The organism is Xanthomonas sp. 60, from assembly GCF_011761925.1.
Genome location: NZ_JAASQW010000007.1, coordinates 141,942 through 167,846, shown reverse-complemented (window position 1 = coordinate 167,846; position 25,905 = coordinate 141,942). Strand labels below are relative to the sequence as shown.

The 25,905-nt window shown below is 67.5% G+C and carries 22 protein-coding genes; 5 read left to right on the top strand and 17 right to left on the bottom strand.

Features of this window, described 5'->3' with window-relative positions; all coding sequences use genetic code 11:
• Positions 1-21: 21 nt before the first annotated feature.
• Together lipB and FHY09_RS16445 are read right to left on the bottom strand one after the other, a co-directional pair.
• Complete coding sequence (gene lipB / locus FHY09_RS14420) at positions 22-705, bottom strand: lipoyl(octanoyl) transferase LipB (protein ID WP_166927589.1); 684 nt, start codon at positions 703-705, stop codon at positions 22-24.
• A complete protein-coding gene (locus tag FHY09_RS16445; RefSeq protein ID WP_166927588.1) occupies positions 693-971 on the bottom strand; it encodes a DUF493 family protein in 279 nt (92 codons plus the stop codon). Before FHY09_RS16445 ends, lipB begins: the two co-directional genes overlap by 13 nt.
• A gap of 142 nt (positions 972-1,113) precedes the next feature.
• Here FHY09_RS16445 and FHY09_RS14410 point away from each other — a divergent pair, with 142 nt between their 5' ends.
• Positions 1,114-2,172: a lipid A deacylase LpxR family protein gene (locus tag FHY09_RS14410; RefSeq protein WP_166927587.1), complete on the top strand. Its 1,059-nt coding sequence runs from the start codon at positions 1,114-1,116 to the stop codon at positions 2,170-2,172.
• A 477-nt stretch (positions 2,173-2,649) separates the two neighbouring features.
• Here the strand turns inward: FHY09_RS14410 and FHY09_RS14405 are convergent, their stop codons facing one another.
• The 8 genes from FHY09_RS14405 to FHY09_RS14370 form a co-directional block, all read right to left on the bottom strand.
• Complete coding sequence (locus FHY09_RS14405; protein ID WP_166927586.1) at positions 2,650-3,858, bottom strand: D-alanyl-D-alanine carboxypeptidase family protein; 1,209 nt, start codon at positions 3,856-3,858, stop codon at positions 2,650-2,652.
• A gap of 107 nt (positions 3,859-3,965) precedes the next feature.
• Complete coding sequence (locus FHY09_RS14400; RefSeq protein ID WP_166927585.1) at positions 3,966-5,354, bottom strand: septal ring lytic transglycosylase RlpA family protein; 1,389 nt, start codon at positions 5,352-5,354, stop codon at positions 3,966-3,968.
• A complete protein-coding gene (gene mltB / locus FHY09_RS14395) occupies positions 5,351-6,499 on the bottom strand; it encodes a lytic murein transglycosylase B (RefSeq protein ID WP_166927584.1) in 1,149 nt (382 codons plus the stop codon). The genes FHY09_RS14400 and mltB overlap by 4 nt, the downstream gene beginning before the upstream one ends.
• A 469-nt stretch (positions 6,500-6,968) precedes the next feature.
• Positions 6,969-8,081 carry a rod shape-determining protein RodA gene (gene rodA, locus FHY09_RS14390; protein WP_166927583.1) on the bottom strand — a complete coding sequence of 371 codons (1,113 nt, stop codon included), beginning with the start codon at positions 8,079-8,081 and terminating at the stop codon, positions 6,969-6,971.
• Entirely contained in the window at positions 8,078-10,117 is a 2,040-nt protein-coding gene (gene mrdA / locus FHY09_RS14385; protein WP_166927582.1) for a penicillin-binding protein 2, read from the bottom strand. Before mrdA ends, rodA begins: the two co-directional genes overlap by 4 nt.
• A 1-nt stretch (position 10,118) precedes the next feature.
• Positions 10,119-10,604 (bottom strand): rod shape-determining protein MreD, encoded by a 486-nt coding sequence (gene mreD / locus FHY09_RS14380; RefSeq protein ID WP_166927581.1) that lies wholly within the window; start codon positions 10,602-10,604, stop codon positions 10,119-10,121.
• Positions 10,601-11,575 (bottom strand): rod shape-determining protein MreC, encoded by a 975-nt coding sequence (gene mreC / locus FHY09_RS14375; protein ID WP_166927580.1) that lies wholly within the window; start codon positions 11,573-11,575, stop codon positions 10,601-10,603. Before mreC ends, mreD begins: the two co-directional genes overlap by 4 nt.
• A gap of 118 nt (positions 11,576-11,693) precedes the next feature.
• Positions 11,694-12,740, bottom strand: coding sequence for a rod shape-determining protein (locus FHY09_RS14370; protein WP_166927579.1), 1,047 nt, complete (start codon positions 12,738-12,740; stop codon positions 11,694-11,696).
• Positions 12,741-13,136: 396 nt separating this feature from the next.
• Between FHY09_RS14370 and FHY09_RS14365 the strand changes: the two genes are divergently transcribed.
• Positions 13,137-14,075, top strand: a complete 939-nt coding sequence (locus tag FHY09_RS14365) for a carbohydrate kinase family protein (protein WP_166927578.1) — start codon at positions 13,137-13,139, stop codon at positions 14,073-14,075.
• A 37-nt stretch (positions 14,076-14,112) separates the two neighbouring features.
• On the opposite strand, the gene FHY09_RS14360 is transcribed toward FHY09_RS14365, so the two are convergent.
• From FHY09_RS14360 to FHY09_RS14350, 3 genes are all read right to left on the bottom strand, one after another.
• Positions 14,113-14,733: an HAD-IA family hydrolase gene (locus FHY09_RS14360; RefSeq protein ID WP_166927577.1), complete on the bottom strand. Its 621-nt coding sequence runs from the start codon at positions 14,731-14,733 to the stop codon at positions 14,113-14,115.
• Positions 14,730-15,458, bottom strand: coding sequence for a hypothetical protein (locus FHY09_RS14355; protein ID WP_166927576.1), 729 nt, complete (start codon positions 15,456-15,458; stop codon positions 14,730-14,732). Before FHY09_RS14355 ends, FHY09_RS14360 begins: the two co-directional genes overlap by 4 nt.
• A gap of 100 nt (positions 15,459-15,558) precedes the next feature.
• Positions 15,559-16,644 carry an MBL fold metallo-hydrolase gene (locus FHY09_RS14350; protein WP_166927575.1) on the bottom strand — a complete coding sequence of 362 codons (1,086 nt, stop codon included), beginning with the start codon at positions 16,642-16,644 and terminating at the stop codon, positions 15,559-15,561.
• Between the two features lie 79 nt (positions 16,645-16,723).
• Here FHY09_RS14350 and FHY09_RS14345 point away from each other — a divergent pair, with 79 nt between their 5' ends.
• Positions 16,724-17,347: a TetR/AcrR family transcriptional regulator gene (locus tag FHY09_RS14345; RefSeq protein ID WP_166927574.1), complete on the top strand. Its 624-nt coding sequence runs from the start codon at positions 16,724-16,726 to the stop codon at positions 17,345-17,347.
• 34 nt (positions 17,348-17,381) lie between these two features.
• On the opposite strand, the gene FHY09_RS14340 is transcribed toward FHY09_RS14345, so the two are convergent.
• Together FHY09_RS14340 and ubiE are read right to left on the bottom strand one after the other, a co-directional pair.
• Positions 17,382-19,313: a M1 family metallopeptidase gene (locus tag FHY09_RS14340; RefSeq protein WP_166927573.1), complete on the bottom strand. Its 1,932-nt coding sequence runs from the start codon at positions 19,311-19,313 to the stop codon at positions 17,382-17,384.
• Positions 19,314-19,413: 100 nt separating this feature from the next.
• A complete protein-coding gene (gene ubiE, locus FHY09_RS14335) occupies positions 19,414-20,175 on the bottom strand; it encodes a bifunctional demethylmenaquinone methyltransferase/2-methoxy-6-polyprenyl-1,4-benzoquinol methylase UbiE (RefSeq protein ID WP_166927572.1) in 762 nt (253 codons plus the stop codon).
• A gap of 77 nt (positions 20,176-20,252) precedes the next feature.
• Here ubiE and FHY09_RS14330 point away from each other — a divergent pair, with 77 nt between their 5' ends.
• Both FHY09_RS14330 and FHY09_RS14325 read left to right on the top strand, forming a co-directional pair.
• Entirely contained in the window at positions 20,253-20,705 is a 453-nt protein-coding gene (locus tag FHY09_RS14330) for a nucleoside deaminase (RefSeq protein ID WP_166927571.1), read from the top strand.
• 197 nt (positions 20,706-20,902) lie between these two features.
• Entirely contained in the window at positions 20,903-21,229 is a 327-nt protein-coding gene (locus FHY09_RS14325) for a hypothetical protein (protein WP_166927570.1), read from the top strand.
• Positions 21,230-21,288: 59 nt separating this feature from the next.
• Here the strand turns inward: FHY09_RS14325 and FHY09_RS14320 are convergent, their stop codons facing one another.
• Together FHY09_RS14320 and smeE are read right to left on the bottom strand one after the other, a co-directional pair.
• On the bottom strand, positions 21,289-22,683 hold the full coding sequence (locus FHY09_RS14320) for an efflux transporter outer membrane subunit (protein ID WP_166927569.1): 1,395 nt from the start codon (positions 22,681-22,683) through the stop codon (positions 21,289-21,291).
• A gap of 89 nt (positions 22,684-22,772) precedes the next feature.
• On the bottom strand, positions 22,773-25,901 hold the full coding sequence (smeE, locus tag FHY09_RS14315; RefSeq protein ID WP_166927568.1) for a multidrug efflux RND transporter permease subunit SmeE: 3,129 nt from the start codon (positions 25,899-25,901) through the stop codon (positions 22,773-22,775).
• Between the last annotated feature and the right edge of the window lie 4 nt (positions 25,902-25,905).

The following is a 25,905-nucleotide window of genomic DNA, read 5'->3' as shown; positions in this document are numbered from 1 at the left end:
GCCGCGTGGTGTCGAGTCAGGTCAGGCGGCGAGGTCCGGGCCATCGGTTGCGGCCTGCAGCTGCAGGCCGAACTGGCGGGCCAGGTTGTCCAGCAGGACGGGCGTGACGGCGGCCATGCCGGACGGGCCGCCCAAGTCTACCACCGTGGTCACCTGCAGCCCTTCGTAACCGCAGGGGTTGATGCGGCGGAACGGCTCCAGGTCCATCGCCACGTTGAGGGCCAGCCCGTGGAACGTGCAGCCACGGCGCACGCGGATGCCGAGCGCGGCGACCTTCGCGCCGCCCACGTAGACGCCGGGCGCTCCATCACGCCGTTCGGCGCCGATGTTCCACTCGTCCAGCGTATCGATGACCGCCTGCTCGATGCGGCAGACATAGTCACGCACCCCCACGCCAAGCCGGGGCAGCTTCAACAGCGGATAGACCACGATCTGGCCGGGGCCGTGATAGGTCACCTGGCCACCGCGGTCCACCTTCACCACCGGGATCTCTCCCGGTGCCAGCACGTGCTCGGCCTTGCCGGCCTGCCCCAGCGTGAACACCGGCTCATGCTCGACCACCCACAGCTCGTCGGCCGTGGCGTCCTCGCGCTGGTCGGTGAAGCGCTGCATGGCATGCCAGACGGGCTCGTAGGGCTGGCGCCCCAGATGGCGCACGACGGCCGGCTGCACCGGCCGGACCGGGCTGGCCGTTACAGTGTCCACTTCACTTCCGGGTGGTCGCGCAGCACCTCGTGGGCCAGATCGTACTGGGCACGGTCGCGCGCCTTGAAGGCCATCCGCACGGAAACATACTTGCCGTTGGATGAGTGTTTCCAGGAGATCTGCTCGCTGACCAGCTCGATGCCGGCGGCCCGCAGCAGGTCCGGGAGTTGCACTTCCAGCCCCGCCGTCGCCGCGCCCATGGCGCTGAGCTCGAAGGTGCCCGGGAACTGGAAGCCGTGTTCGGGGTTGTCAGACTTGATTTCCATGGGCCCATTATCGGGCCGCTGCCGCGCAAACCCAAGGGGCGCCGCCGCCGGAACACTCCGGTCCGGTAACAGGCTCGTGTCGCTTTCACACTGACGCTACCGTGACTGCGCGAGAACACGTCAAAACTCCTCCCGGACTCCCATGCATCCCACCCGCCTCGCTGCCGCCCTCGGGCTCTCCGGCCTGCTGGCCGCCCTTCCCCTGCAGGCCGCCGCGCAATGCAGCCAGAGCGCACTCGCCGACCATCCGCCACAGGTCAATATCCGCGTTGACAACGATCTGTTCGGCGGCGCCGACCAGGACCAGGGCTACACCAACGGCGCGCAGCTGACCTTCGTCTCGCCCAACCTGGCCGACTACACCGACGATCCCTGCCTGCCCCGCATGGCGCGCTGGGTCAACAACCACCTCGAAGCGCTGCGCCCGGGCGAGTTCGAGCAGCAGAACATGATCTTCAGCGTGGCGCAGGGCATCTTCACCCCGACCGATTTCACCCGCCGGGATGTCATCGAAGACGACCGGCCGTATGCCGGCGTGCTGGTGGGCACCTTCGGCTACAACGCCCGTCGTGGCAATTACCTGCAGACCACGCAGCTCACCCTCGGCGTGGTGGGCCCCTGGGCGCTGGGCAAAGAGGTGCAGAACGCGGTGCATGATGTGCTGGACGACGAGAAGTTCCAGGGTTGGGACAACCAGCTGCACAACGAACCGGTGTTCATGCTCACCCATGAGCGCATGAACCGCTGGCCCCGCGATGCGGCCGGAAACGCCGGTGGCTGGGGCTGGGATGCGATCAGCCATTACGGCGGTGCGGTCGGCAACCTGGCAACGCACCTCAACGCGGGTGGCGAGGTGCGGTTCGGCTGGAAGCTGCCGGATGATTTCGGCAGCACGCCGCTGCGGCCGGCGGGCGAGAACACCGCACCCACGCGTGGCGGGCGGGCCAGCGGCTGGAGCTGGCATCTGTTCGCGACGACGGATGCGGCGTGGGTGATCCGGGATATCACGCTGGACGGCAATACGTTCCGCAACAGCCACAGCGTGGACAAGAAGGCCTTCGTCGCCCAGGGCGGCTACGGGGTGGCGGTCATGCGCGGCCGCTGGAAATTCGCGGTGGCGCGCTACCACAGCACCAAGGAATTCGAAGGCCAGCGGCAATCGCCGATCTTCGGCAGCTTCACCATCAGCCGCAGCCTGTGACACCCGCCAACGGCTGAGCCCCTCGTGGTGGGCGCGTTGCCTGGTCGTCATCTCGCCGCGCCGGGCGGTGGGGCGGGGCGGGGGACGGCAGGAACTGCGTCCATGCGTGCCTCGTTTCGCGCCATCCATGGCGCTCAACGCCCCCGTCCCGCCCCACCGCCCGGCCCTCTGACAGGTCCGCGGCCACCACGGAAAAATAAAAAAAAAAGCAAAAGCGCAGGCGGCTGTGCGACCGCAAGCGCTTTTGCTTTTGCTCTTGCTTTTGCTTTTTTTCTTTCACGTGGCGGCGCACGTGGATTGTCGGTGGCTGGGCGGGTGGGGGCGACGGGGGTGTTGAGCGCCATGGATGGCGCGAAACAAGGCACGCAGGAGCGGCTCTTGCCGTCCCCCGCCGCTCCCACCCGCCCAGCCAACACGCCGGCGTTCTTACCGAGCGCCCACCACGAGGGGCTCAGCCGTTCGCCGCCCCGCGCCGGATCAGGATTCCCACCACATCAGGAAGCTGTGCCACATGCGCTTGAAGAAGCCGGCTTCTTCCACCGCAGCAATGGCCACCAGCGGTGCCTGCGCGACCACTTTGCCGTCCAGGGTGACCTTGAGCGTGCCGACCTGCTGGCCAGCGGTGAACGGTGCGGTCAGGGTCTTGGGCACATCGATGGTCGGCTTGAGATCGTTGTAGCGGCCACGCGGCAGGCTCACCAGCATCGGCTGTGCAACACCCAGCTGCACGGTATCGGCGGCCCCTTTCCACACTTTGTGCTCGGCCACGACCTTGCCCGGCTCATACAGGCGGTGCGTTTCAAAGAAGCGGAACCCCCAGTTCAGCAGCGCCAGGCTGTCGTCGGCACGCTGCTTCTCGGACGCACCCCCAAGCACGACCGCGATCAGGCGCTGGTCGCCGCGCTGGGCCGAGCTCATCAGGCAGTAACCGGCGGCCGCGGTGTGGCCGGTCTTGATTCCGTCCACGCTGCCATCGCGCCACAGCAGGAGGTTGCGGTTGGGCTGGGTGATGGTGCCGACCGTGAACTCCTTGATCTTGTTGTACGCGTACGTCTCCGGGTAATCGCGCACGAACGCGCGGCCCAGCAGCGCCAGGTCGCGCGCGGTGCTCTGGTGGCCCTCGGCGGTCAGGCCGTGCGCGTTGACGAAGTGCGAGTTCTTCATGCCGATCTTCGCGGCGTAGCTGTTCATCAGCGAAGCAAACGCTTCCTCGCTGCCGGCCACGTGCTCGGCCAGCGCGATGGCGGCGTCGTTGCCGGACTGCACGGCCATGCCCTTTTCCATGTCTTCCAGGCGCGCGGTCTGGTTGACCGGGAAGCCGCTGTAGCTGCCGTCGGTACCCGCCCCGCCTTCGCGCCAGGCGCGTTCGCTCATCATCACCTGGTCATCCGGCTTGACCTTGCCGTTTTTCACCTCGGCGGCGATCACGTAGCTGGTCATCACCTTGGTGATGCTCGCCGGCGCCAGCGGGGCGTCCACGTTCTCACCGGCCAGGACCTGCCCGGAGGCGTAATCCATCAGGATCCAGGCCTTGGAAACGCTGGGCACGGGCGCCGGCGGCGTGGCAACGGTGGCCGGCGCGGTGGCGGCAGCCGGAGCAGCCGGGGTGGGCAGCTCGGTCTGGGCATGGGCGAGCCCGACCACCAGGGTGGCGGCCAGCGCGGTGGCGGCGAAACGGAATTTCATGGGAAAGCAGGCTCCTGGTACGGCCGAGGACAAAAGAGAAACACGGCGGCCATTGTAGGCCGTGGCGATGCGGACGCGGCAGGCCGTCACAGGGCCTGCCGGGGGACTCATTCCTTGACGATCTGCGGTGCGCCGAAGCCGAGGCCGGCGATGCGCCCGGCCAGTTCGGTGGCGCTGGCGTGGTCGCTGGCCGGCACACGCAGCCGCCACAGGGTGCGGCCACCGGCGGCGATGTCACTGATGGTGGCGCCGACGATGCCGGCGGCATTGAGCTGGCCCTGCGCGCGGGTGGCGTTGTCACGGCTGGCGAAGCTGGCGACCTGGATCAGCACGCTGCCGAGCACCTGCTGCGACAGCGTGGGCGTGGGCGACGGCACGGCTGTCGCGGCGACCGCGCGTGCAGGCGCGCCGGCGTTGGCCGGTGCCGGTGCCGGTGCCGGCTTGCCGGTCGCCACGCTGACCTGGTTGTCACGCATCCAGCGGTCGAAATTGTCGGCCGAGCCAGGCTTGGCGCTGTCGGCCACGCGGTAACGATAGGCTTCCGGACCGGTCCGGACCGCCGCGGATGCCCGTGCCGGCGCAGCGGTTGCGGTTGCCGTTGCGGCGACAGCACTGCCACGGCCGGCTGCCCGTGTGGCGCGTGCCGGGGCCGGAGTCACGGCGGCCGCAACCGTCGTGGGCGCAGGCAGGCGCTGCACCAGTGCATCGATCGCCGACGGTGCCGTGCTGGCCACTGCAGGGGACCGCGCCGCAGGCGCGGCTGCAGGGCGGCGCGCTGGCGACGCGCTGGCCAGCAGGTTGCCATCGCCCGGCCGGTCTTCGCCCGGCTGCAGCGCACGCACTTCCACATTGCCGGTACCGCGCTGGGTGATGCCCAGGCGCACGGCGGCGGCGTAACTCAGATCGATGACACGGCCCTCGTGGAACGGACCGCGGTCGTTGACCCGTACGATCACCGACTCGCCGTTGTCCAGGTTGGTCACCCGGGCAAAGCTGGGCAGCGGCAGCGTCTTGTGCGCCGCCGTGAACTGGTACATGTCATAGACCTCGCGGTTGGAGGTCAGCCGGCCATGGAACTTGCCACCATAGTACGAGGCCGTGCCGCGCTCGGTGTAGCCGCGGGTATCGTCCATGACGGTGTAGGTCCTGCCGAGCACTTCATAGGGCGTACGGTTGCCCACCGGCGAGCGCTGCAGCGCTTCCACGCGCGGTTCCGGAATGCAGGCCACGTTGGGCACGTAATCCGGCGTGGTGTCCTTGACGCCCGGCTTGTACAGCCCGCCGGCGGTGTAGTTGCCACGCGTGGACGGATCCTCGGCGGCGGCCCGGTACGGGGAACCCTCCGGGCAGTGCGCGGGGCGTCCGCCCTTGCCCTGCACCACCGTGGCGGGCGGCTTGTTGCTGATGCTGGCTGTACCACCGGGCTTCTTCGGCGCGCTGCTGCAGGCCGCCAGTACGAGGACCAGGCCTCCGGGGATCAACCATTTCATCTTCATGCCGGCGGCAACTCCTCACCTGCGATGGCCTGCGAAAGCTGGAAGACCGCCATCGCGTACATCTTGCTGATGTTGTAGCGGGTGATGGCGTAGTAGTTCTGGAAGCCCAGCCAGTACTGCTTGCCAGTGCTGCCCTCCAGCGTGATCGGCGTGGCCGTGGCGCCCGGCTGCACGGCAGCCGCCGGCTGGTAACCGCGCGCGGCCAGGTCCTGCAGCGAATGGGTCGGTTTCCATTCGGTGGGATTGAATTCCTCACGGCCGGCGGTGAGCGTGGCCGGCACCGCAACTTGTCCACCGCGCACCCAGCCGCCCTTGGCGACGAAATAATTGGCGATGGACGAGAACACGTCGTCGAAGCTGTTGAACAGGTCGCGGCGTCCGTCGCCGTTGCCGTCCACCGCGTAGTCCAGATAGCTGGACGGCATGAACTGGCCCATGCCCATGGCCCCGGCATAGCTGCCCTTGAGCGTGGTGATGTCGAGTTTCTCGTCGCGAGAGAGGACGAACAGCTTGGCCAGCTCATCGCGGAAGAACAGCTCGCGGCGCACTTCGCGCTCCAGCTTGGCCGGATCCCCGCTGCGCGGGTAATAGAAGGCCAGCGTGTACAGCGCATCCAGCACGCGATGGTTGCCGGTGTTGCCACCGTAGCTGGTCTCCACGCCGATGATGGCAACGATCACCTCCGCCGGCACGCCCGTGCGCTGCTGCACGCGCATCAGTTCGTCGCGGTGTTCTGCGAGGAACTTCTTGCCGCCTTCGATGCGCGCCTGGCTGATGAAGATGGGCCGGTATTCGTTCCAGGGCTTCACGCGCTCGGCCGGGCGGGACATCGCGGCGATGATCGGCTGGCGAACCTGCGCCTGGTCGAGGGTGGCGCGGAGGAAGGCGGGATCAAGCTTGTAGGTTGCCGCCGTCGTGCGGATGAAGTCGGCACGCGCGGTTTCGAACGGGACCGGCGTCAGATCGACCGGCGGTGCCGTCGTTGCGGCGGCTTCAGGGACCGCTTCGGCCGGTCCGGGGCGCGCAGGCGTCGCCGGATGGGGCGGCGCCACGGCGGGCTGCGCCACCGGTGGAGGGGTCGACGGCTGGGTCGCGCAGGCGACCAGACCGAGGGTGAGCATGCAGGCCAGAGTGCGTCGGATCATCGCCGCAGGTTAGCAGGTCATGGATGAAATAAAACCCCTAACACCATGAATAGCAAAGAGTTGCTTCAGCTGGCGTATTTGTGAATTCCATGTGAGCCCGACGCTCGACACAGGGCAGGCCGGCTGCGCCCCCATCCCACGGACGCAGCCGGCCGACCCGACCTGTTCGATACGCGCCGCCCGCGTCTCCCCAGAAACGGACGGCTGAAGTACAAGCGAGGTCGCCATGCACCACGCGCCGTCTGCGCTTCCGGGAGCGCGCCGGTACGCGGCGGTCGCCATTGTGCAGACCGATTGCGTCAATTCGATTGACCACGATCAAAATGAGTTCAAAACGTGATGTTCATCACATATAAAACGGACGCCTCACACTGATCAAACGTTTTCACAACGCGAGGAAAACACCTGCTGCGCAAACCGTTGCCCCGGAAGGACGTTTTCAGAGCGTGAACTCCGTCGCCGAGGCCCGCTATCGGTAGCCGCCGTGCACCGGATTGTGGCTGCGCACGGCCATGACCAGTCCGAACCCTGCCAGCAACGAAACCGCCGACGTGCCGCCGTAACTGATCAGCGGCATCGGCACGCCCACGACCGGAAGCAGCCCGGAAATCATGCCGCCATTGACCAGCACGTAGACGAAGAAGGCCAGTCCGGTGGCGCCCGCCAGCAGGCGTGAGTAGGAATCGCGCGATTCGTTGGCGATCCACAGGCAGCGGCCGATCACCACCAGGTACAGGGCCAGCACCACCGCCACGCCCAGCCAACCGAATTCCTCGCTGAGCACGGAGAAGGCGAAGTCCGTGGTCTGTTCGGGAATGAAGTTCAGGTGGGATTGCGAGCCTTGGCCCCAGCCCTTGCCCTCCAGACCGCCGGAGCCGATCGCGATCTTGGACTGGATGATGTTCCAACCCGCGCCCAGCGCATCCATCTCCGGATCGAGGAACATCATGATCCGGTCCTTCTGGTAGGGCATCAGCAGCCAGAACCACGCCACCGGGGCCACCGCCGCCACGCCGCCCACGCCGAGCCCGACCCACCACCAGGGCAGGCCGGCCAGCAGCATCACGAACACCCCGCTGGCAGCGATCAGCACAGCCGTGCCGAAGTCCGGCTGCAGCATCACCGCCGCCGTCGGCAGGCCGATGATCAGCAGGCTGACCAGCACCGTGTTGAAACGCGGCGGCAGCGGGACGCGGTGCAGGTACCAGGCCACCATCATCGGCAGGCTGACCTTGAGCAGTTCGGCCGGTTGCAGGAAGAAGAACTTCAGATCCAGCCACTGCCGTCCGTACTTGCCCGTGCCCACCACGAACACGGCCAGCAGCGGGATCATCGAGATCGCATAGATGAGAGGCGTGGCCGAACGGATGCGCAGGATCGAGACCCGCGAGATGCCCCACATCGCCGCCAGGCCGACGGCGAAACGCGCGCCCTGGGCGAAGACCAGCCCATCGCCGCCAGCGCTTTTCAGCGTGACCAGGCCGATCACCATCAGCGCCCCGAGCGCGGCGCAGAGCATCCAGTCCAGCGTGCTGAAGAAGCGGACCAGCATGTCACCGGCCCAGCGCAGGAAATCCCTCATGGTCGTGTTTCCGGCGATGGCGCGGTCGCTGACGCCGGTGCAGCGACCGGCGCGGGCGGCACGCCGACCTGCACCGGCAGCGCCGGCAGCTGGCGCAGGGCCTGTTCACCGGCACGGCGCGCGGCGGGATCTTCGTTGTCGAACGCTGTCGCGCCGAAGGCGGTGGTGCCCCGCTCCACGTCCAGCGGCACCACCCCGTCGGGCATCTTGCCGAGCAGCCAGGCATCGAAGACCTTGCGCGCGATCGGCGCAGCCGCCGAGCCACCGTAGCCGCCGCCTTCCACGGCGATGGCCACGGCGATCACGGGGTTGTCGGCCGGCGCGAAACCCACGAACAGCGAACGGTGGCGCAAGTGCAGCGGAAGGCTGCGGGGATCGACCGCGGCCGTGCCCTTGCGGCTGATCACCTGCGCGGTGCCGGTCTTGCCCGCCATCAGGTAACCGGCCCCGGCCGCCACGCGGGCGCCGCTGCCACCGGGCTGCATGGTGGCCATCATGCCCTCGCGCACGGCCTGTACGTTGGCAGGGCTGGGGCTGATGGCACGGCTCGGCTTCTGCGGCGCCGCGACCCAATCGTGATCGAAACCGGCCCGCTCCTGCATCACCAGGTGGGGCGTGCGCAGCTCGCCGCTGGCCAGCCCGCCCACCCCACGTACCAGCTGCAACGGCGTGACCTTCCAGTCACCCTGCCCGATGCTCACGTTGACCGTATCACCCGGGTACCAGCGTTCCTTGCGCGACTTTGCCTTGTACGCCGGTGAAGGCAGGATGCCGCCGCTCTCGCCGGTGAGATCGATGCCTGTCGGGCTGCCGAAGCCATACGAGGCCATGTAGTGGTCGAAGCGGTCGATGCCCAGGTCCAGCGCGAGCCGGTAGTAGTATGTGTTGACCGACTGGGCGATGGATTTACGCAGGTCCGTCCAGCCATGCCCGCCACGGTTGGCATCGCCCCAGCCGCGGCTGGTGCCCGGCAGGTAGAACATGCCAGTGGAGAGCACGCGGTCTTCCGGCCGGCGCACGCCCGAATCCAGGCCGGCCAGTGCGATCAACGGCTTGAGCGTGGACCCGGGCGCCACGCCGCCCAGGACCAGGCGGTTGAACTGCGGGCGCGAGGGATTGCCGTTGAGCGCGCTGAAATCCGCATGCGAGATGCCGTTGACGAACAGATTGGCGTCGTAGGACGGCAGGCTGACCATGGCCAGCACCTCGCCGGTGCGCGGATCCATCGCCACCGCCGCGCCCTCCTGCGTACCGAACGCGGCGACCATGGCCCGCTGCAGGTCGGCATCGATGGACAGGCGCAGGTCGGTGCCGGACTGCGCGGCCACCCGGCCCACGGTACGGATCGCCCGCCCCTGCACGTTGGTTTCCACCTGCTCGTAGCCGACCTTGCCGCGCAGCTGCTGCTCGTAATACCGCTCCAGCCCGCTCTTGCCGATGTGGGTCAGCGCGGCGTTGCCCTCGCCCAGCATCTCCAGGTCCTTCTCATCCACGCGCCCGACGTAGCCGATGATGTGCGTGAACAGATCGCCGTAGGGATAGCGCCGGGTCAGGTAGGGCTCCAGTTCCACGCCCGGAAAACGCCAGCGATCGACCGCGAAACGGGCCATTTCTTCTTCGGTCACGCGCAGCTTCAGGGTCACGGGCAGGAAGCTGCGGCGGGCCTTGCGGGATTTCTCGAAGGTCTCGATTTCTTCCGGCGTGAGCGTGAAGATGCCGCCCAGCCCGCGCAGCGTCGCGGCCATGTCGGTCACCTTGTCGGGGGTGATGTCCAGGCGGAACGCGGGCACGTTCTCTGCCAGCAGCCGCCCGTTGCGGTCGTAGATCATCCCGCGGCCCGGCACGACCGGACGCGGCTTGATGCGGTTGGCCTCCGAGCGCGTGGCGTAGATATCGTGGTCGAGCACCTGCAGCTTGAAGTACCACGCACCGAGCCCGCCCAGGCACAGCAGCACGGCCAGGAAACCCAGCGCGGCACGGCGGCGGAACTGCTCGGCTTCGGCGTGCGGATTCTTGACCGGGCGGCGGACGTACATGTCAGCGCCCGCGCCGCCCGAAACGCAGCGCGTCGAGCAGGATGAAGATCAGCGGCCACAACGCCATGCCCAGGGCCGGTGCCCACCAGTACGCCCACGGCAGCGTCGGCTCGCCCACCGTGACGTGCACCACTGCACTGACGATGCGGTCGTTGAACAGCAGGCCGCCGATGGCCAGGATCTGCTGCGACATCGGGAAGAAGCGGATGCGCGCGCGGAACCTCTGCAGGATGAAAGCGAGGATCACCAGCCGCAGCGCCTGTTCGCCCAGCACGCCGCCGTACACCAGGTCTGCGACCACGCCGCTGGCGAAGGCGATGCCGAGCCCGACGCGCTCAGGGGCTTCGATCACCCAGTACGCCAGCACCAGCGCCAGCCAGTACGGGCGCAGCGGCTGCAGCAGTTCCGGCAGGGGCAGCAGGCCGAGCAGCAGCGCCACGACGAGGCTGGCCGGAAGGATCCAGCGTTTTTCGCGCAGGCGGCTCATCGCGGGGGCTCCGGGGTGGGCCGGGGCGCTGGCGTCGGCGGTGGGGCCTGCGCAGGCTGGGCGCCCGGTGCCGGCACGGGCGGGACAGCGTCGGGCGCGCCGGGTTGGGCGGCGGGCGCTGCGGGCAGGCGGATCGCCGCGCCCGGGCGCAGCAACAGCACATCGCGCCCGCGGTCCAGCTGCGCGGCGGGTTTCAGCACCCCGACCAGGAAGGCGTGCGTATCGTCCGGTTTCAAGGCGGAAATGGTGCCCACCGGGAAGCCGGGCGGGAAGCGCCCGCCCAGCCCGGACGTCACGATCTCATCGCCGACCATCACCCCGGCGCTGAGCGGAATGTCGCGCAGTTCCAGGGTGTCACCCCGTCCATAGACGATCAGCCGCACACCGTTGCGGGCCACGGTCACCGGCACCGCGTGGTCCGGGTCGGTCAGCAGCAGGACGGTGGAGGTGCTGCGCGTGGTGCTGATCACCTGTCCCATCAGCCCCCCTCCGTCGATCACCGCCTGGCCCACGTGCACGCCTTCGCTGCTGCCGGCCGCGAGCACCAGGCGCTGCTTCACCGGGTCCAGATCGATGTCCAGGATCGGCGCCAGCTGCACGTCCAGCCCACTGCGCTCGGCCACGTTGAGCAGCTCACGCAGCTGCGCGTTGTCCAGCGCAGCGGTCTGCAGACGGGTCAAGCGTGCATTGGCGATCAGCAGCTGGTTGCGCAGCTGCCGGTTCTCGGCCACCAGCTGGCCATGGCTGGCGGCATTGTCGCGCACCTGCCCGCCCACGCGGCCGGGCAGCCCGGCCAGGCTCCAGACCGGTTGCACCAGCACGTTGGCCTGCGCGCGCGCGCGCGCCAGCCACCCCGCCTGGTCGTCGAGGACGATCAGCGTGATGGCGAGCACCAGGTACACCACCAGCGTCAACGGGCTGGCCGCATCGCTGGATCGGGAAGTGACGGGAGGTCCTGCGTAGGGCGGCACGGTGCGACGTCAACTGGAGGGGCGGGGAAGAAACACGATCGCGCCCCGCCGCGGCCGGCCCGCATGCTGCAGGGGCCGTACGCCGGAAGGGCGCGGACCAGGCGACAGCCGGGCAGGCTTACTCGGGCGCAAAGAACTCGTTGCCGTGCATGTCCACCAGCTCCAGCGCGCGGCCACCGCCACGGGCCACGCAGGTCAGCGGATCGTCGGCCACCTGCACGTGCAGGCCGGTCTCCTCGGAGATCAGCCGATCGATGTCACGCAGCAGCGCACCGCCACCGGTGAGCACGATGCCGCGCTCGGCGACGTCGGCACACAGTTCCGGCGGGGTCTGCTCCAGCGCCAGCTTGACCGCGCTGACGATGCCCGAGAGCGGCTCGTGCAGGGCTTCGAGCACCTCGTTGGAGTTGATCTTGATCATCTTCGGCACGCCCTCGGCGAGGTTGCGCCCGGAGATTTCCATCTCGATCACTTCCGCCTGCGGGTAGGCACAGCCCAGTTCCACCTTGATGCGCTCGGCGGTCGCTTCACCGATCAGCATGCCGTGGTTGCGGCGCACGTAGTTGGTGATCGATTCGTCGAAGCGGTCGCCACCGATGCGTACGGAGGCCGAATAGACAATGCCGTTGAGCGAGATCACCGCCACTTCGGTGGTGCCGCCGCCGATGTCGATGACCATCGAGCCGCGGGCCTCGGTCACCGGCATGCCGGCACCGATCGCTGCAGCCATCGGCTCTTCGATCAGGAACACATCGCGCGCGCCGGCCTCCTCGGCCGATTCCTTGATCGCGCGGCGCTCCACCTGGGTCGAACCGGCGGGCACGCAGACCAGCACGCGCGGGCTCGGACGCAGGAAGCGCGACTTGTGCACCTTCTTGATGAAATGCTTGAGCATCGCCTCGGTGTAGGTGAAATCGGCGATGACGCCGTCCTTCATCGGGCGGATGGTGGTGATGTGGCCCGGGGTACGGCCCAGCATCTGCTTGGCCTCGGCGCCGACGGCGGCCACCGACCGGGTACCCCCGATGGCGCGGTCCTGCCGCACGGCCACCACCGACGGTTCGTTCAGCACGATCCCCTGCCCGCGTACGTAGATGAGGGTATTGGCCGTGCCCAGGTCGATGGACAGGTCATTGGAGAACATGCCACGCAGTTTTTTCAACATCGTAGGGGGGAATCCTGAGGGAGGCTGCTGCCAGCGCCGGGTTGCGCGGATTGAGCAAAATTTGATCGTGCAAGCCTAACAACCCACCCCGGTGCGGGCAAGGTCAAATCCAAGCTGAACCCGCGTATTCAGAGGCTTTCCGCCGATCCGCGCGCGGCTGGGAGGCCGCCGTTCACCTCCATGCCACGGCCAGCCTGTTAGCGCAGTCCGGAGTCGACGGCGACGGGCTGGCCCGTACCGGCCCTGGCGCAGGCCTCATTGCTGCGTGCGCTCGATCCGGGTTCTGGCCCTGAGCTTCACCAGCGGGTAACCTTTGCGCGGTCGGGCGCCCACGGGCGCCATTTGCATGCCCGTCCACGGGCCGCGCCCAACCTTACCCGTAAAGGTCTCATATCGATGTCCGCTCTGATCTGTGGTTCTCTAGCCTTCGACACCATCATGGTGTTTCCGGACCAGTTCAAGAATCACATCCTGCCGGACAAGGTGCACATCCTGAACGTCTCGTTCCTGGTGCCACGCATGCGGCGCGAGTTCGGCGGCTGCGCCGGCAACATCGCCTACAACCTGCACCTGTTGGGCGGCCATCCGATCCCGATGGGCACCGTGGGCACCGATTTCGGCCCGTACCGCGAGCATTTTGAGACGCTGGGCATCGACCTGTCCTGCGTGCGCGTGATCGAGGAGCTGTTCACCCCGCAGGCCTTCATCACCACCGACCACGACAACAACCAGATCACCGCGTTCCATCCGGGCGCGATGATGCGTTCGTTCGAGAACCACGTGCGCGGCGTGCCGGGCGTGACGCTGGGCCTGGTCGGTCCGGACGGCCGTGAAGGCATGATCCAGAACGCGCTGGAATTCCACGAAGACGGCATTCCCTTCATCTTCGATCCCGGCCAGGCCATGCCGTTGTTCAACGGCCCGGAACTGCGCGAGTTCATCGAGCAGGCCGACTACGTGGTGGTCAACGATTACGAGTCCAACCTGCTGCAGGAACGCACCGGCTGGGACGAGAAGGAAATCGTCAGCCGGGTGCAGGCCTACATCACCACGCGCGGCCCGAAGGGCGCGGTCATCCATACACCGGAAAAGAGCTACGACATCCCGCCGGCGCACGAGCGCCGCGTGGTCGATCCCACCGGCTGCGGCGATGCGTTCCGCGCCGGCCTGATCTACGGCATCCAGAAGGGCTATGACTGGCTGACCATCGGCCGCATGGGCAACCTGATGGGCGCGCTGAAGGTCGAGCATCCGGGCACGCAGAACCAGCGCTTCACCTTCGAAGAGTTCAACGAGCAGTTCAAGCAGCAGTTCGGGTACGCACTGGAGGCCTGAGGGACCGCCCACGCCCTGCACCTGCGGCCAGGCGGCGTTACCGCGCAGCGGCGGCGTGCAGGGCGCTGCAGTCGTCGAAGTGCCAGTCGGCCAGCCCCGGCCAGGCCTCCCGGGGCATGTTGACCAGGACGGCGCGCGCCCCTGCCGCTCGCCCCGCCTGCAGATCGAACGGGTGGTCGCCCACCATCACCACGGTATCCGGAGCGGCACGCCACCGGTGGATGAAGTACGCCACGCCATCCGGTGCGGGCTTGGGCACCGTTTCATCGCGCCCGATGATGTCCGCGTCCCCGAACAGATCGCCCAGGCCCACCACGTCCAGCGTGAGCTTCGCTATGGCGTGGTCATTGCGGGTCAGGATGCCCAGCCGGTCGCCACGTGCGTGCAGCGCGCGCAGGAGTGCCACCGCACCGGGCGCGGCGACCGAGCCGCGGGCCAGCGCCTGCTCGTGCTCGAACAACCACGCCCGCTTGGCCTGCTGCTGCTCCTCGGGAAGCGCGGCAAGGTGGGCGAGGATGTCCTCGTGCGGGGCGATGTCCAGCGCCCGCCGGATCGCGGCGAAATCATGCACTGCGATGGTCAGCGTGCCATCCATGTCGAAGACCCAGTGGCGCACGCCCGCGAGCGGATGTCCCTGCCTTCCGCTGCCGTCGCTCATTTCCAGGGCATCCGGCTGGCATCCAGGCCACCGGTTTCGAACTCCACCGAGCGCGTGCCACCGGCCTTCACCGGAAACTCGATCCGCAGCACTTTCGCCTGCCGGGCCAGTTTCCACAGCGCCTTGTGGTCGGTGATGAACATCGCGATGGCTTCGTCGGTGTCCGGGCGCCAGGCTGCCATCGGTTTCGGCGCGGCCCCATCCACGCTGACCTGCACCCTGCAGCCTCCGGGACAGCGGAAGTCACCGGCCTGCAGCACCAGGTACGCATGCTGCTTCCATTCCGGGTGATCGCGGAACACCAGCTGCACCATGCCCGGTCCACTGCCGTCCACGTCCACGCGCGCTTTGCCGTAGATCGAGGCCGAACGCTGCGTGCCCTTGCGGCCCACGGCCACCTGGTTGTACTGCCACAGGCCCTGCATGCGGCGCAGGTCGCGGGCATCGTCCGCTTTCTGCTTCACCTCGGCAAAGCCTGGCGCGATGCGCTGCGCCGCCGCCGTGTCCTTGTACACGTCCAGCAGCGCGCCACCATGGATCCGTGCGCGCTCCCAGTTCTGCGCGGCCACTTCGCGCGCGTACTCGGTGGCGACCTCCTCGGCCTTGGCCTCCTTCTGGGCCTGCGCGGCGGCCGCGGCCGCCTGCTGCGCCTGGCGCTCGGCCTCCGGGTCGCTGCACGCGGCCAGGGACAGCGCGCAGGCAGCGGCGAGGATCAGGTGTTTCATACAGGCTCCGCGGAGAGAATGACCCCTTACTGTAGAGCCGACCTGCGTTGGCTGCACGTCCAGCCGCCACGTGGCCGCCCGGGCGATGGCCTCCTGCGCGTCAGCGCGCGGCGTGCACCGCACGCCACCAGGGGCTGGGTGCGGAAGGCGTGCGGATGGACAGACGCTCCCCCATGCGCGGCGTGGTGAGCTCAACGCCCTGTTGCTGCGCCAACGCGGCGATGCGCTCGAAGGGCTCGGTCCACGGGTGCAGGGCCAGGTCGAAGGTGCCGTTGTGGATGGGCATCAGCACCTTGCCGCGCACGTCCAGATGCGCCTGCAGGCTCTGCTCCGGCTGCATGTGCACATCGGCCCAGTCTGCATCGTAGGCGCCGGTTTCGATCAGCGTCAGATCGAACGGGCCGAAACGTTCACCGATGCGGGCAAAGCCATCGAAGTAACCGGAATCGCCACTGAAGAACACACGACTGCTGCCGCTGTCGATCACCCACGATGCCCACAGCGTACGGTTTCCATCGGACAGTCCGCGGCCGGAAAAATGCTGGCCCGGGGTGGCGACGATTTTCAGGCCCTGCACCCGGGTCTCCTGCCACCAGTCCAGCTGCTGGATCTTTCCGGCGGGCACGCCCCACGCCTGCAGCCGGTCACCTACCCCGAGCGCAGTGACGAAGTGCGCCACGTTCGGGGCCAGCGCACGCACGGCGCTCTGGTCCAGGTGGTCGTAGTGGTCATGGGAAATGATCACGCCGGTGATCGGGGGCAGATCGTCCACGGACAGTGGCGGTTCGTGGAAACGCCTGGGCCCCATGAAGCCCACCGGTGATGCGCGCTCGGAGAACACCGGATCGGTCAGCCAGAAATGCCCGTTCAACTTGAACAGCAGCGTCGAGTGACCCAGCCGCCACAGGCTGTCATCGGGCGCCTCCAGCAGGGCCTGGCGGGTGAGCGGCAGGACGGGGATGGGGGCGGATGGCGTGGCGTCCCTGGGCTTGTTGAACATCAACCGCCAGAACACGCGCAGCGTGCCGATGACACCCAGCGATGACCTGCCGGCCGGATTGTGGAACCGGCCGTCGCGGAACTGGGGCGACAGGCCGTAGGGGTGACCGGGCGCGCTGCGCAGGTCGGCCGGCACCGGCTCGTGGCGATCAGCACCGTGGTGGGGAGGAGGAAGGCGACGCTTCATTCGGGCCAGATCTGAAAAGTACACCGGAAAGTTTACATCGGCCTCCGGAAAAGTAAACTGACAGGTGTAAAATAGCCCCATGAACCTCTCAACCGCCACCCCGCGCCTGACCGACCGCAAGCGCGCGGCGATCCTGTCGGCCGCCGTCACCGAGTTCCGCAGCGTCGGTTTCGCGGCCACCCGCATGGACCGCATCGCGGCGACCGCCGGCGTATCCAAGCGGACGGTGTACAACCACTTCGCCAGCAAGGACGAATTGTTCACCGCCATCCTGCGGCGATTGTGGGACGCCAGCCAGGCTGTCGAGACCGTGGCGTACAGCGCCTCGCAGCCGCTCCGCGAGCAGTTGCTGCGGTTCACCCGGCAGAAGATGCACCTGCTGTCCGACGCCAGCTTCATCGATCTGTCGCGGGTGGCGATCGCCGAGCTCGTGCATGCGCCGGAGCGTGCACGGGCGATGATGGACAAGCTGGCGGAGAAGGAAGAAGGACTGGCCGCCTGGATCCGTGCGGCGCAGGCCGATGGCCGGCTGAAGGCAGACGTCGCGCCCGGCGACGCGGCGCATCAACTGCAGGGCATGTTGAAAGCGTTCGCGTTCTGGCCGCAGGTGACGCTGGGCCAGGCACCGTTGGCCCCGGAGGCGCAGCAGCGGCTGATGGAAGACTGCGTGGACATGTTCCTGGCGCTGCGCGCCGCGCCGTGACGACCGGCGGTCGTCACGGCGCAGTGCGGCGGCTTTACTTTGCTTCGGCCTTGGCCAGCATGTCCTGCACCGAGCCGGTGGTGATCGGGTGGTAGCCCGGCTTGGCCTTTTCGAAGGCTGCCTTGGCGAATGCCAGCCCTTCCGGCGTCTTCACCAGCTCGGCGTAGATCGGCATGATCAGCTTGCGGCGGCCGACGCGCTCGATGAACTCGCCGGCGGCCGGAGTCGCCTCGGCGTACCCGCTGCGGATGGCCAGCGGATACCAGCGCATCGCGATCTCACCGTTCGGCGTCCCCGTGAACTTGAACGCCTTGTCCAGCGCGGCCAGCTTGTCCAGCGGCTGCGTGGCGCCCAGGCCGTCGATGAAGCGTACCCACTCCTGCGTGCTCCACTCCCCGGTCAGCTGGGCGCTCGGCAACGTGCCGGTGCCTTCCCACGCGATGCGCGCGGTGTCCACGGCACTGAAGCTGCGCGCTTTGGCGCGCGTGGCGAAGGCCGGGATGCCCGGCTCGTCCAGCCAGGCCTTCAGTTCGGCCTCGGTGACCGCGTCGGGCTTCTTCGGCAGGAGGTTCTTCTTCAGGTAATCGACGAACTGGTCGGTGTTCGCGCTCTGGAATGCGTGGTCGTTGAACCAGCCACGCAGGAACGGATCGAACGTCTCGCGGCCGAAGCGCTGTTCCAGGAATTCCAGGAACCAGGAACCCTTCACGTAGGCGACCTGGCTCAGTGCCTCATCCGGGTCGCGTTCGTTGAGCGGCGGCAGCGCCAGGGCCTGGTCGGCCGCGCTCATGTCCTTCACCTCGGCGAGCAGATCGGTCTGATCGATCTGGCGCTCCATCTCGGCCATTTCCTGGCCGTACAGCGCCTCGGTGATGCGGCCCTGCACGTACGTGGTGAAGCCTTCATTGAGCCAGATGTCCTTCCAGCTCGCATTGGTCACCAGGTTGCCCGACCAGCTGTGCGCCAGCTCGTGCGCGACCAGCGAAACCAGCGACTTGTCGCCGACGATGACCGTCGGCGTGGCGAAGGTCAGGCGCGGGTTCTCCATGCCGCCGAACGGGAACGACGGCGGCAGCACCAGCATGTCATAGCGGCCCCAGCGGTACTCGCCGTACAGCTTCTCGGCCGCACCGATCATCTTCTCGGTGTCTTCGAATTCCTTCGCCGCCCTGCTCACCATGGTCGGCTCGGCCCACACGCCGGAGCGCCCGGAGATCGGTTCGAACACCACGTCGCCGGCAGCGATGGCCAGCAGGTAGGAGGGAATCGGCTGCGGCATCTTGAAGACGTAGTCGCCATCACGCGCGGCCTTGGGGTCGTTGTCGGCGCTCATCAGCACCATCACGTCCGGGCGGCTGGTGACGTGCGCGCTGTAGGTGAAGCGCACGCTCGGCGTGTCCTGCAGCGGCACCCACGAACGGGCATGGATCGCCTGCGACTGGCTGAACATGAAGGGCAGCTTCTTGCCTTCGGTCATGCTCGGCTCCAGCCACTGCAGCCCCGACGCGGTCGGTGCGGTGTGGTAGGTCACCTCGACCTTGGCCGGCTGCTGCGGCGCCTCGATGGTCAGCTTGCTGCCGAACACCTTGTCTGCCGGGGCCAGCTGGAACTGCAGCGGGCTGCGGGCGCCGTCGTCGGCGACCGCCTCGACCTTGGCGATGGTCAGCTCACGGCTGTCCAGCACCAGCTGCTGCGCATCCTTCTGCTTCCATTCCAGCGTGTAGGTCGCGGTGCCGCCGATCTGCTTCTGGTCGAAATCCAGCTTGAGATCGAGCGCGATGTCCTTGATGACGACCTTGTCCGGCTCGGCGTAGGAGCTCTCATCGTGACTGCGGTTCACGGTGTTCACCGGGGCGGTGGGTGCCTGGTCGGCGGCCGGTGCGGCGGCGGCGGGCGCGGCCGCCTCCTGGGAGCAGCCGGCGGCAAGCGCCACGGCCAGCGGAAGGAGCATCAACGGATTGCGCATGGATCAGGACCGTTCAAGGGTAAAAGGCGATTTTACCCCTGTTGCCGCCCGCACGCTGCTTCGGCACCGGCACCGGCACCGGCCCGGCACCGCGCCCGGATCAGAGCTTGTAGCCGGAATGGATCGAGACGATGCCGCCGGTCAGGTTCTTGTAGTGGCAGCGTTCGAAGCCCGCTTCGGCCATCATGGCCTTCAGCGCGTCCTGCGGCGGGTGCTTGCGGATGCTTTCAGCCAGGTACTGGTAGCTGTCCGAATCGCGGGCGAACAGGCGGCCCAGCTTCGGCAGCACCTTGAAGGAATGGAAATCGTAGATCGGCTTGAACCAGTCCGCGGTGACTTCGGAGAACTCCAGCACCCGCGCCTGGCCGCCCACCTTGAGCACCCGGTGCATCTCGCGCAGCGCGGCGTCCTTGTCGGTCACGTTGCGCAGGCCGAAGGCGATGGTCACCAGATCGAAGCTGGCATCCGGGAACGGCAGCGCCTCGGCGTTGCACTGCACGTAGTCCAGGCCCATCACCAGGCCGCGGTTGGTCAGGCGGTCGCGGCCCACCGACAGCATGCCGGCGTTGATGTCGCCCACCACGACCGAGCCTTCGTGACCGACGCGTTCCTTGAGCAGCGCGGCGATGTCACCGGTACCGCCGGCGAGATCCAGCACGCGGTCACCCGGCTTCACCTGCGCGGTCGCCACGTAGTAGCGCTTCCACACGCGGTGGACGCCCAGGCTCATCAGGTCGTTCATCAGGTCGTAGTTGCGGGCGACCGAGGTGAACACCTGGCCGACCAGCTTCTGCTTGTCCTTGGCATCGACATCGCGGAAGCCGAAATGGGTGGTGCCAGACTTGTAGGGGGATTCGCTCATGTCCGGATTATCGCACCGCCCGGCGCCGGCGGCACCCCCTCCCGTATCATGCCCGCATCACCTTCAAGGAATGCCCCATGCTCGTCACGCCCGACTACCAGGCTCTGCTGCAGACCGCCATCGCCGAAGCCCGCCAGGGCCTGGCCGAGGGCGGCGTGCCGATCGGGGCGGCCCTCTACCACGCCGATGGCCGCCTGCTCGGCTGCGGCCACAACCGCCGCGTGCAGGAAGGCGATCCGTCCGTGCATGGTGAGACCGATGCCTTCCGCAAGGCCGGGCGCCAGCGCGGCTACAAGGACACCCTCATGGTGACCACCCTGGCCCCCTGCTGGTACTGCAGCGGACTGGTCCGGCAGTTCAACATCGGCACGGTGGTGGTCGGCGAATCACGCACGTTCCAGGGCGGCATCGACTGGCTGCGCGAGAGCGGAGTGACTGTGATCGACCTGGACAGCCAAGAGTGCGTGGACCTGCTTGGCGGCTTCATCGAACGCCATCCGGAGATCTGGGACGAAGACATCGGGGAGTGATGCCCGCCCGCATCTGAACGTTTCAGGCAGGCACTGGATGCGACGCAGGCCTACCCGCGCAGTGCTGTGGGCCCGCACACGCCGGGTTTCACAGCGATATCTGAACGGTCGTTCGACATCCTGAAGACACTGCGTGCACTGACGCGCGGTGACTATCGGGGTTCCTGTGAACAACCCGACAAGTGAGACCTTCCACCATGCGCTCAGATGTCCCCAACATCCCTCCCGTCATCGATGTCGAGGCCGAGCTCAGCCATTGGCGGCAGAAACACGCTGAGGGTGGTCTGGGCTCTGGATCATTCGGCCACTACGTGCCGTGGATCAAGTTCGCCTGCGACTCGCTGATCACCCATCCGCGCGCGACCAACGAGCAGCGCGAGGACAGCTTCCAGACCCATTACGCCCTGCAGATCATGCCGCGCCTGACCGAACTGCAGGCGCGTGAATTCGTCGAGCAGTGCTGGGAACATGTCTTCATCACCAGCTCGGTCCGCAATGCAGAACGTCCCCGCCTGATCGCCTGACACCCCGCCCGCCGGACCGCCGTGGCCAGCGCCGACGCTGCGCGCGGCGGCCGTCGCGGTCAACCCCGTTCACGCCAACCGCCCCCGAGCACCTTGTACAACATGATCCGGTTGGCCTGCTGCGAAAGCACGGTCTGCAGCCGGCTCTGCTGCGCCGCATAGGCCGTGCGGCGTGCATCCAGCAGCGTGACGAAGCTGTCCAGCCCGGCGTCATAACGTGCCTGGGACAACCGCTCGGCGTGCATCGCCGCCTCGAGCAAGGACTGCTGTGATGCCAGCTGCGCGTCCAGGCTGCTGCTCGAAGCCAGCGCATCGGACGTTTCGCGGAACCCGGCCTGGATCGCTTTTTCATACTGTGCCAAGGCGATGTCCCGGTCCGCTTCGGCGACCGCAAGACCGGCGCGCAGGCGGCCGCCCTGGAAGATCGGCAGGGTGAGGGTCGGCAGGAAACTCCACGCGCGGCTACCCCCGTCGAACAATCCGGACAGTTCGGTGGAGGCACTGCCCACGCTGCCGGTCAGGCGGATGCTTGGGAAGAACGCCGCGCGTGCCGCCCCGATGTTCGCATTCGCCGAGAGCAGCGTATGCTCGGCGGCCATGATGTCCGGGCGCTGCAGCAGGATGTCGCTGGGCAGGCCTGCCGGCGGCGGGGCCAGGGCGGGCAGCGCGGCGTCGGTGACCCCACTGGGCAGCAGCGCATCCTCGAGCGGACTGCCGGTCAGCAACGCCAGGGCATTGCGGTCACGCTCCACCTGCCCGCGCAGGCGTGCGGCGTCGGTGCGCGCGGTTTCCACCAGCGTGCGCGTCTGGGCCAGTTCCAGCGCCGAGCTGCCACCGCGTTCGAAGCGGGCCTGGGCCAGACGCAGAGACGCTTCGTGGCTGCCGACGGTCGCCTCCGCGATGCGCAGCAGCTCGCGGTCCGCACCCAGGGTCATCCACGCGGTCGCCGTCTCGGCGACCAGGCCGAGATGGGCGCTGCGGCGGTTGGCGGCCACCGAGAAATACTGCTGCAGCGCCGCCTCGCTGAGGTTGCGCACGCGCCCGAACAGATCCAGCTCGAACTCGGCCACACCTACGCCGACGCTGTACTGCGCGGTGACCGGCCGGTCCCCCCCCGCGCGTTCCATCTGGCCCTGCACGTTGAGCCCGGGCACTCGATCGGCACGCTGCACGCGGTACTGGCCGCGCGCGCGCTCGACATTGATCACGGCCACGCGCAGGTCGCGGTTGTTGTCCACCGCCTGCTCGATCACCTGCTGCAGGCGCGGGTCGGTGAAATAGTCACGCCAGCCCGGCAGGCTCCCGTCTTCGGACAGCCGGCCGTGCGCGGCGTCGGCCATCGGCCACTGCGCGGGAATGGACGGAGCGACATCGGTGCGCTCGGGCACCCGCGTCGCACAACCGGAAAGGAGCAGCGCCAGCGCGATGGCAGCGGCAAAGGGCGTGGATGTCATGGGGCGATCCTCGTTGTCGTGCGGGAGGCCGGGCACGGCCCGGCCGGCTATCTCGAAGCGGCCGGGCAGCGCCCGGCACCACCGATGGCTCATCCGGCCTTGCGCAGCCTGCGGTTGAACACGCGCTGCACCACCACGTAGAACAGCGGGATGAAGAAGATGCCCAGCGTGGTGCCGACGATCATGCCGCCCAGCACGCCGGTGCCGATCGCACGCTGCGCACCGGAGCCCGCACCGGAGGCCAGCGCCAGCGGCAGCACGCCCAGTCCGAAGGCCAGCGAGGTCATGATGATCGGCCGCAGGCGATCGCGGACCGCATGCATCGTCGCCTCGATCAGGCCCGCGCCCTTTTCCAGGTTCTCCTTGGCGAACTCCACGATCAGGATCGCGTTCTTGCTCGTCAGGCCCACCGTGGTCAGCATCGCCACCTGGAAATAGATGTCGCGCTCCATCCCGAACAGGGTGTTGGCCAGCACGGCCCCGAGAATGCCCAGCGGCGCCACCAGCAGCACCGAGGTCGGCACGCTCCAGCTCTCGTACAGCGCGGCCAGGCACAGGAACACGATCAGCAGCGACAGCGAGTACAGCAACGGGGTCTGCGAGCCCGCCTGGCGTTCCTGGTAGGACAGGGCCGTCCATTCGATTTCATACCCTGCCGGCAGGTCCTTGGCGATCCGCTCGATCTCATCCATGGCATCACCGGAGGCCACGCCCGTGGCCGGCTCACCCTGGATCTCCATCGCCGAAACGCCGTTGTAACGCTCCAGACGAGGCGAACCATAGTCCCAGCGCGTAGCGGCGAAGGCGCTGAACGGCACCATCTCCCCCTGCGCGTTCTTCACCGACCAGGCGTTGAAGTCCTCCGGGTTCATGCGGAACTCGGCATCGGCCTGCACGTAGACACGCTTGACGCGGCCGCGATCGATGAAGTCATCGATGTAACTGCTGCCCCAGGCGGCAGCCAGCGTGGCATTGACCGAGGCCATGTCCAGGCCCAGCGCATTGGCTTTCTCCACATCCACATCGATCCGCAGCTGCGGCGTATCTTCCTGGCCGTTGGGCCGGACATTGGCCAGCAACGCGCTCTGCCCTGCTGCGCCCAGCAGCTGGTCGCGTGCCTGGAGCAACGCCTCGTGCCCCTGCCCGCTGTTGTCCTTGAGGAAGAAGGTGTACCCCGAACCGATGCCCAGCTCAGGCATCGCCGGCGGCGGGAAGGCAAAGATGAAAGCGTCCTTGATCTGGCCCAGCGCACCCATCGCACGGCCGGTGATGGCGCCCACGCTCTGCTCGTCGCTGCGCTCGCTCCAGTCCTTCATCTTGACGAAGGCCATGCCCGCATTCTGGCCCATGCCGGCGAAGCTGAAGCCCTGCACCGCGAAGATCGACTCGATGGCGTCGGCCTCGTTGGTCAGGAAGTGCTCTTCCATCTTCGCCATCGCTTCCAGCGTGCGTTCCTGGGTTGCACCGACCGGGGTCTGCACCAACGCCATCAGGATGCCCTGGTCTTCGTTGGGCAGGAAGGAGCTGGGCAGGCGGATGAACAGGAAGCCCATCACCAGTGTCAACGCGGCGAAGATGCCCATGAAACGCCATGGCCGCGCGATGATGCCTTTGACGCCGCGCTGGTAGGTGGCGCTGGAGCGGTCGAAACCCCGGTTGAAGCCACCGAAGAAGCGGCCCAGCCAGCCTTTGTGCGGCACATGGTGCTCGCCCTGTTTCAAGGGCTTGAGCAGCGTGGCGCACAGCGCCGGCGTCAGCACGATCGCCACCAGCACGGACAGGCCCATCGCCGAGACGATGGTGGCCGAGAACTGCCGGTAGATCACGCCGGTGGAGCCGCTCATGAAGGCCATCGGCACGAAGACCGCCGACAGCACCAGGCCGATGCCCACCAGGGCACCGGTGATCTGGTCCATGGATTTGCGCGTGGCCTCCAGCGGCGAGAGGCCTTCTTCGGCCATGATGCGCTCGACGTTCTCCACCACCACGATCGCATCATCGACCAGCAGGCCGATCGCCAGCACCATGGCGAACATGGTCAGCATGTTGATGGAGAAGCCCAGCGCGGCGAGCACGCCGAACGTGCCCAGCAGCACCACCGGCACCGCGATGGTGGGGATGATGGTGGCGCGGAAGTTCTGCAGGAACAGGTACATCACCACGAACACCAGCACGATGGCTTCGATCAGCGTCTTCACCACGCCCTTGATCGAGACCTGCACGAAGGGCGTGGTGTCGTACGGCACGACCGCCTCCAGGCCGGCCGGGAAGTTCGGCTTGAGGTCATCCAGCGCCGCGCGCACGCCATTGGCGGTATCCAGCGCATTGGCGCCGGTGGCCAGCGTGATGGCGATACCGGTGGACGGCTTGCCGTTGTAGCGGGTGACGAAATCGTAGCTCTCCGCACCGAGCTCCACGCGGGCGACATCGCCCAGGCGCAGTTCGCTGCCGTCGGTGCCACCGCGCACCAGGATGGCGCGGAACTGCTCCGGGGTCTGCAGGCGATCCTGCGCGTTGATGGTGGCATTGAGCTGCTGCCCCTTCACCGCCGGTGCGCCGCCGAGCTGGCCGATGGCCACCTGCGCGTTCTGGGCCATGATCGCGGCGGTCACTTCGTCCACCGAGAGCTTGTAGGTGTGCAGCTTGTTCGGATCCAGCCAGATGCGCATGGCGTACTTGCCGCCGAACACCTGGATGTTGCCCACGCCCGGCACACGGCTGAGCGGGTCGACGATGTTGGAGCCGACATAGTCGGAGATGTCGTTGGCATCCATGCTGCCATCGTTGGACACAAAGCCCAGCACCTGCAGGAAGCCGCTGCTCGACTTGGCCACGTTGATGCCCTGCCGCTGCACTTCCTGCGGCAGCAGCGGCATCGCCAGCTGCAGCTTGTTCTGCACCTGCACCTGCGCGATGTCCGGGTTGGTCCCCGATTCAAAGGTCAGCGTGATGCTCGCCTGGCCGTTGGCCGAGCTGTTGGAGGAGAAGTAGATGAGGCCATCCAGGCCCTTCATGTTCTGCTCGATGATCTGCGTGACCGAGTCCTCGACCACCTTGGCCGACGCACCCGGATAGCTGGCCGAGATCTCGACCGCCGGCGGGGCAACCTCCGGATACATCGACACCGGCAGCCGGGTCACGGACAACAGGCCGGCCAGCATGATGATGATCGCGATGACCCACGCGAAGATGGGTCGATCGATGAAGAAACGTGCCATGGGG

Excerpts from the sequence above, each read along its gene's own strand:
- smeE (WP_166927568.1), bottom strand. The coding sequence starts at position 25,901 with ATGGCACGTTTCTTCATCGATCGACCCATCTTCGCGTGGGTCATCGCG.
- rodA (WP_166927583.1), bottom strand. The coding sequence starts at position 8,081 with ATGAGGGATTTCCTGCGCTGGGCCGGTGACATGCTGGTCCGCTTCTTC.
- FHY09_RS14410 (WP_166927587.1), top strand. The coding sequence starts at position 1,114 with ATGCATCCCACCCGCCTCGCTGCCGCCCTCGGGCTCTCCGGCCTGCTG.
- FHY09_RS14360 (WP_166927577.1), bottom strand. The coding sequence starts at position 14,733 with ATGAGCGACGGCAGCGGAAGGCAGGGACATCCGCTCGCGGGCGTGCGC.
- FHY09_RS14370 (WP_166927579.1), bottom strand. The coding sequence starts at position 12,740 with ATGTTGAAAAAACTGCGTGGCATGTTCTCCAATGACCTGTCCATCGAC.
- FHY09_RS14355 (WP_166927576.1), bottom strand. The coding sequence starts at position 15,458 with ATGAAACACCTGATCCTCGCCGCTGCCTGCGCGCTGTCCCTGGCCGCG.
- FHY09_RS14340 (WP_166927573.1), bottom strand. The coding sequence starts at position 19,313 with ATGCGCAATCCGTTGATGCTCCTTCCGCTGGCCGTGGCGCTTGCCGCC.
- FHY09_RS14330 (WP_166927571.1), top strand. The coding sequence starts at position 20,253 with ATGCTCGTCACGCCCGACTACCAGGCTCTGCTGCAGACCGCCATCGCC.
- FHY09_RS14365 (WP_166927578.1), top strand. The coding sequence starts at position 13,137 with ATGTCCGCTCTGATCTGTGGTTCTCTAGCCTTCGACACCATCATGGTG.
- FHY09_RS14320 (WP_166927569.1), bottom strand. The coding sequence starts at position 22,683 with ATGACATCCACGCCCTTTGCCGCTGCCATCGCGCTGGCGCTGCTCCTT.
- FHY09_RS16445 (WP_166927588.1), bottom strand. The coding sequence starts at position 971 with ATGGAAATCAAGTCTGACAACCCCGAACACGGCTTCCAGTTCCCGGGC.
- FHY09_RS14345 (WP_166927574.1), top strand. The coding sequence starts at position 16,724 with ATGAACCTCTCAACCGCCACCCCGCGCCTGACCGACCGCAAGCGCGCG.
- FHY09_RS14325 (WP_166927570.1), top strand. The coding sequence starts at position 20,903 with ATGCGCTCAGATGTCCCCAACATCCCTCCCGTCATCGATGTCGAGGCC.
- mreD (WP_166927581.1), bottom strand. The coding sequence starts at position 10,604 with ATGAGCCGCCTGCGCGAAAAACGCTGGATCCTTCCGGCCAGCCTCGTC.
- ubiE (WP_166927572.1), bottom strand. The coding sequence starts at position 20,175 with ATGAGCGAATCCCCCTACAAGTCTGGCACCACCCATTTCGGCTTCCGC.
- FHY09_RS14405 (WP_166927586.1), bottom strand. The coding sequence starts at position 3,858 with ATGAAATTCCGTTTCGCCGCCACCGCGCTGGCCGCCACCCTGGTGGTC.
- FHY09_RS14400 (WP_166927585.1), bottom strand. The coding sequence starts at position 5,354 with ATGAAGATGAAATGGTTGATCCCCGGAGGCCTGGTCCTCGTACTGGCG.
- FHY09_RS14350 (WP_166927575.1), bottom strand. The coding sequence starts at position 16,644 with ATGAAGCGTCGCCTTCCTCCTCCCCACCACGGTGCTGATCGCCACGAG.
- mrdA (WP_166927582.1), bottom strand. The coding sequence starts at position 10,117 with ATGTACGTCCGCCGCCCGGTCAAGAATCCGCACGCCGAAGCCGAGCAG.
- mltB (WP_166927584.1), bottom strand. The coding sequence starts at position 6,499 with ATGATCCGACGCACTCTGGCCTGCATGCTCACCCTCGGTCTGGTCGCC.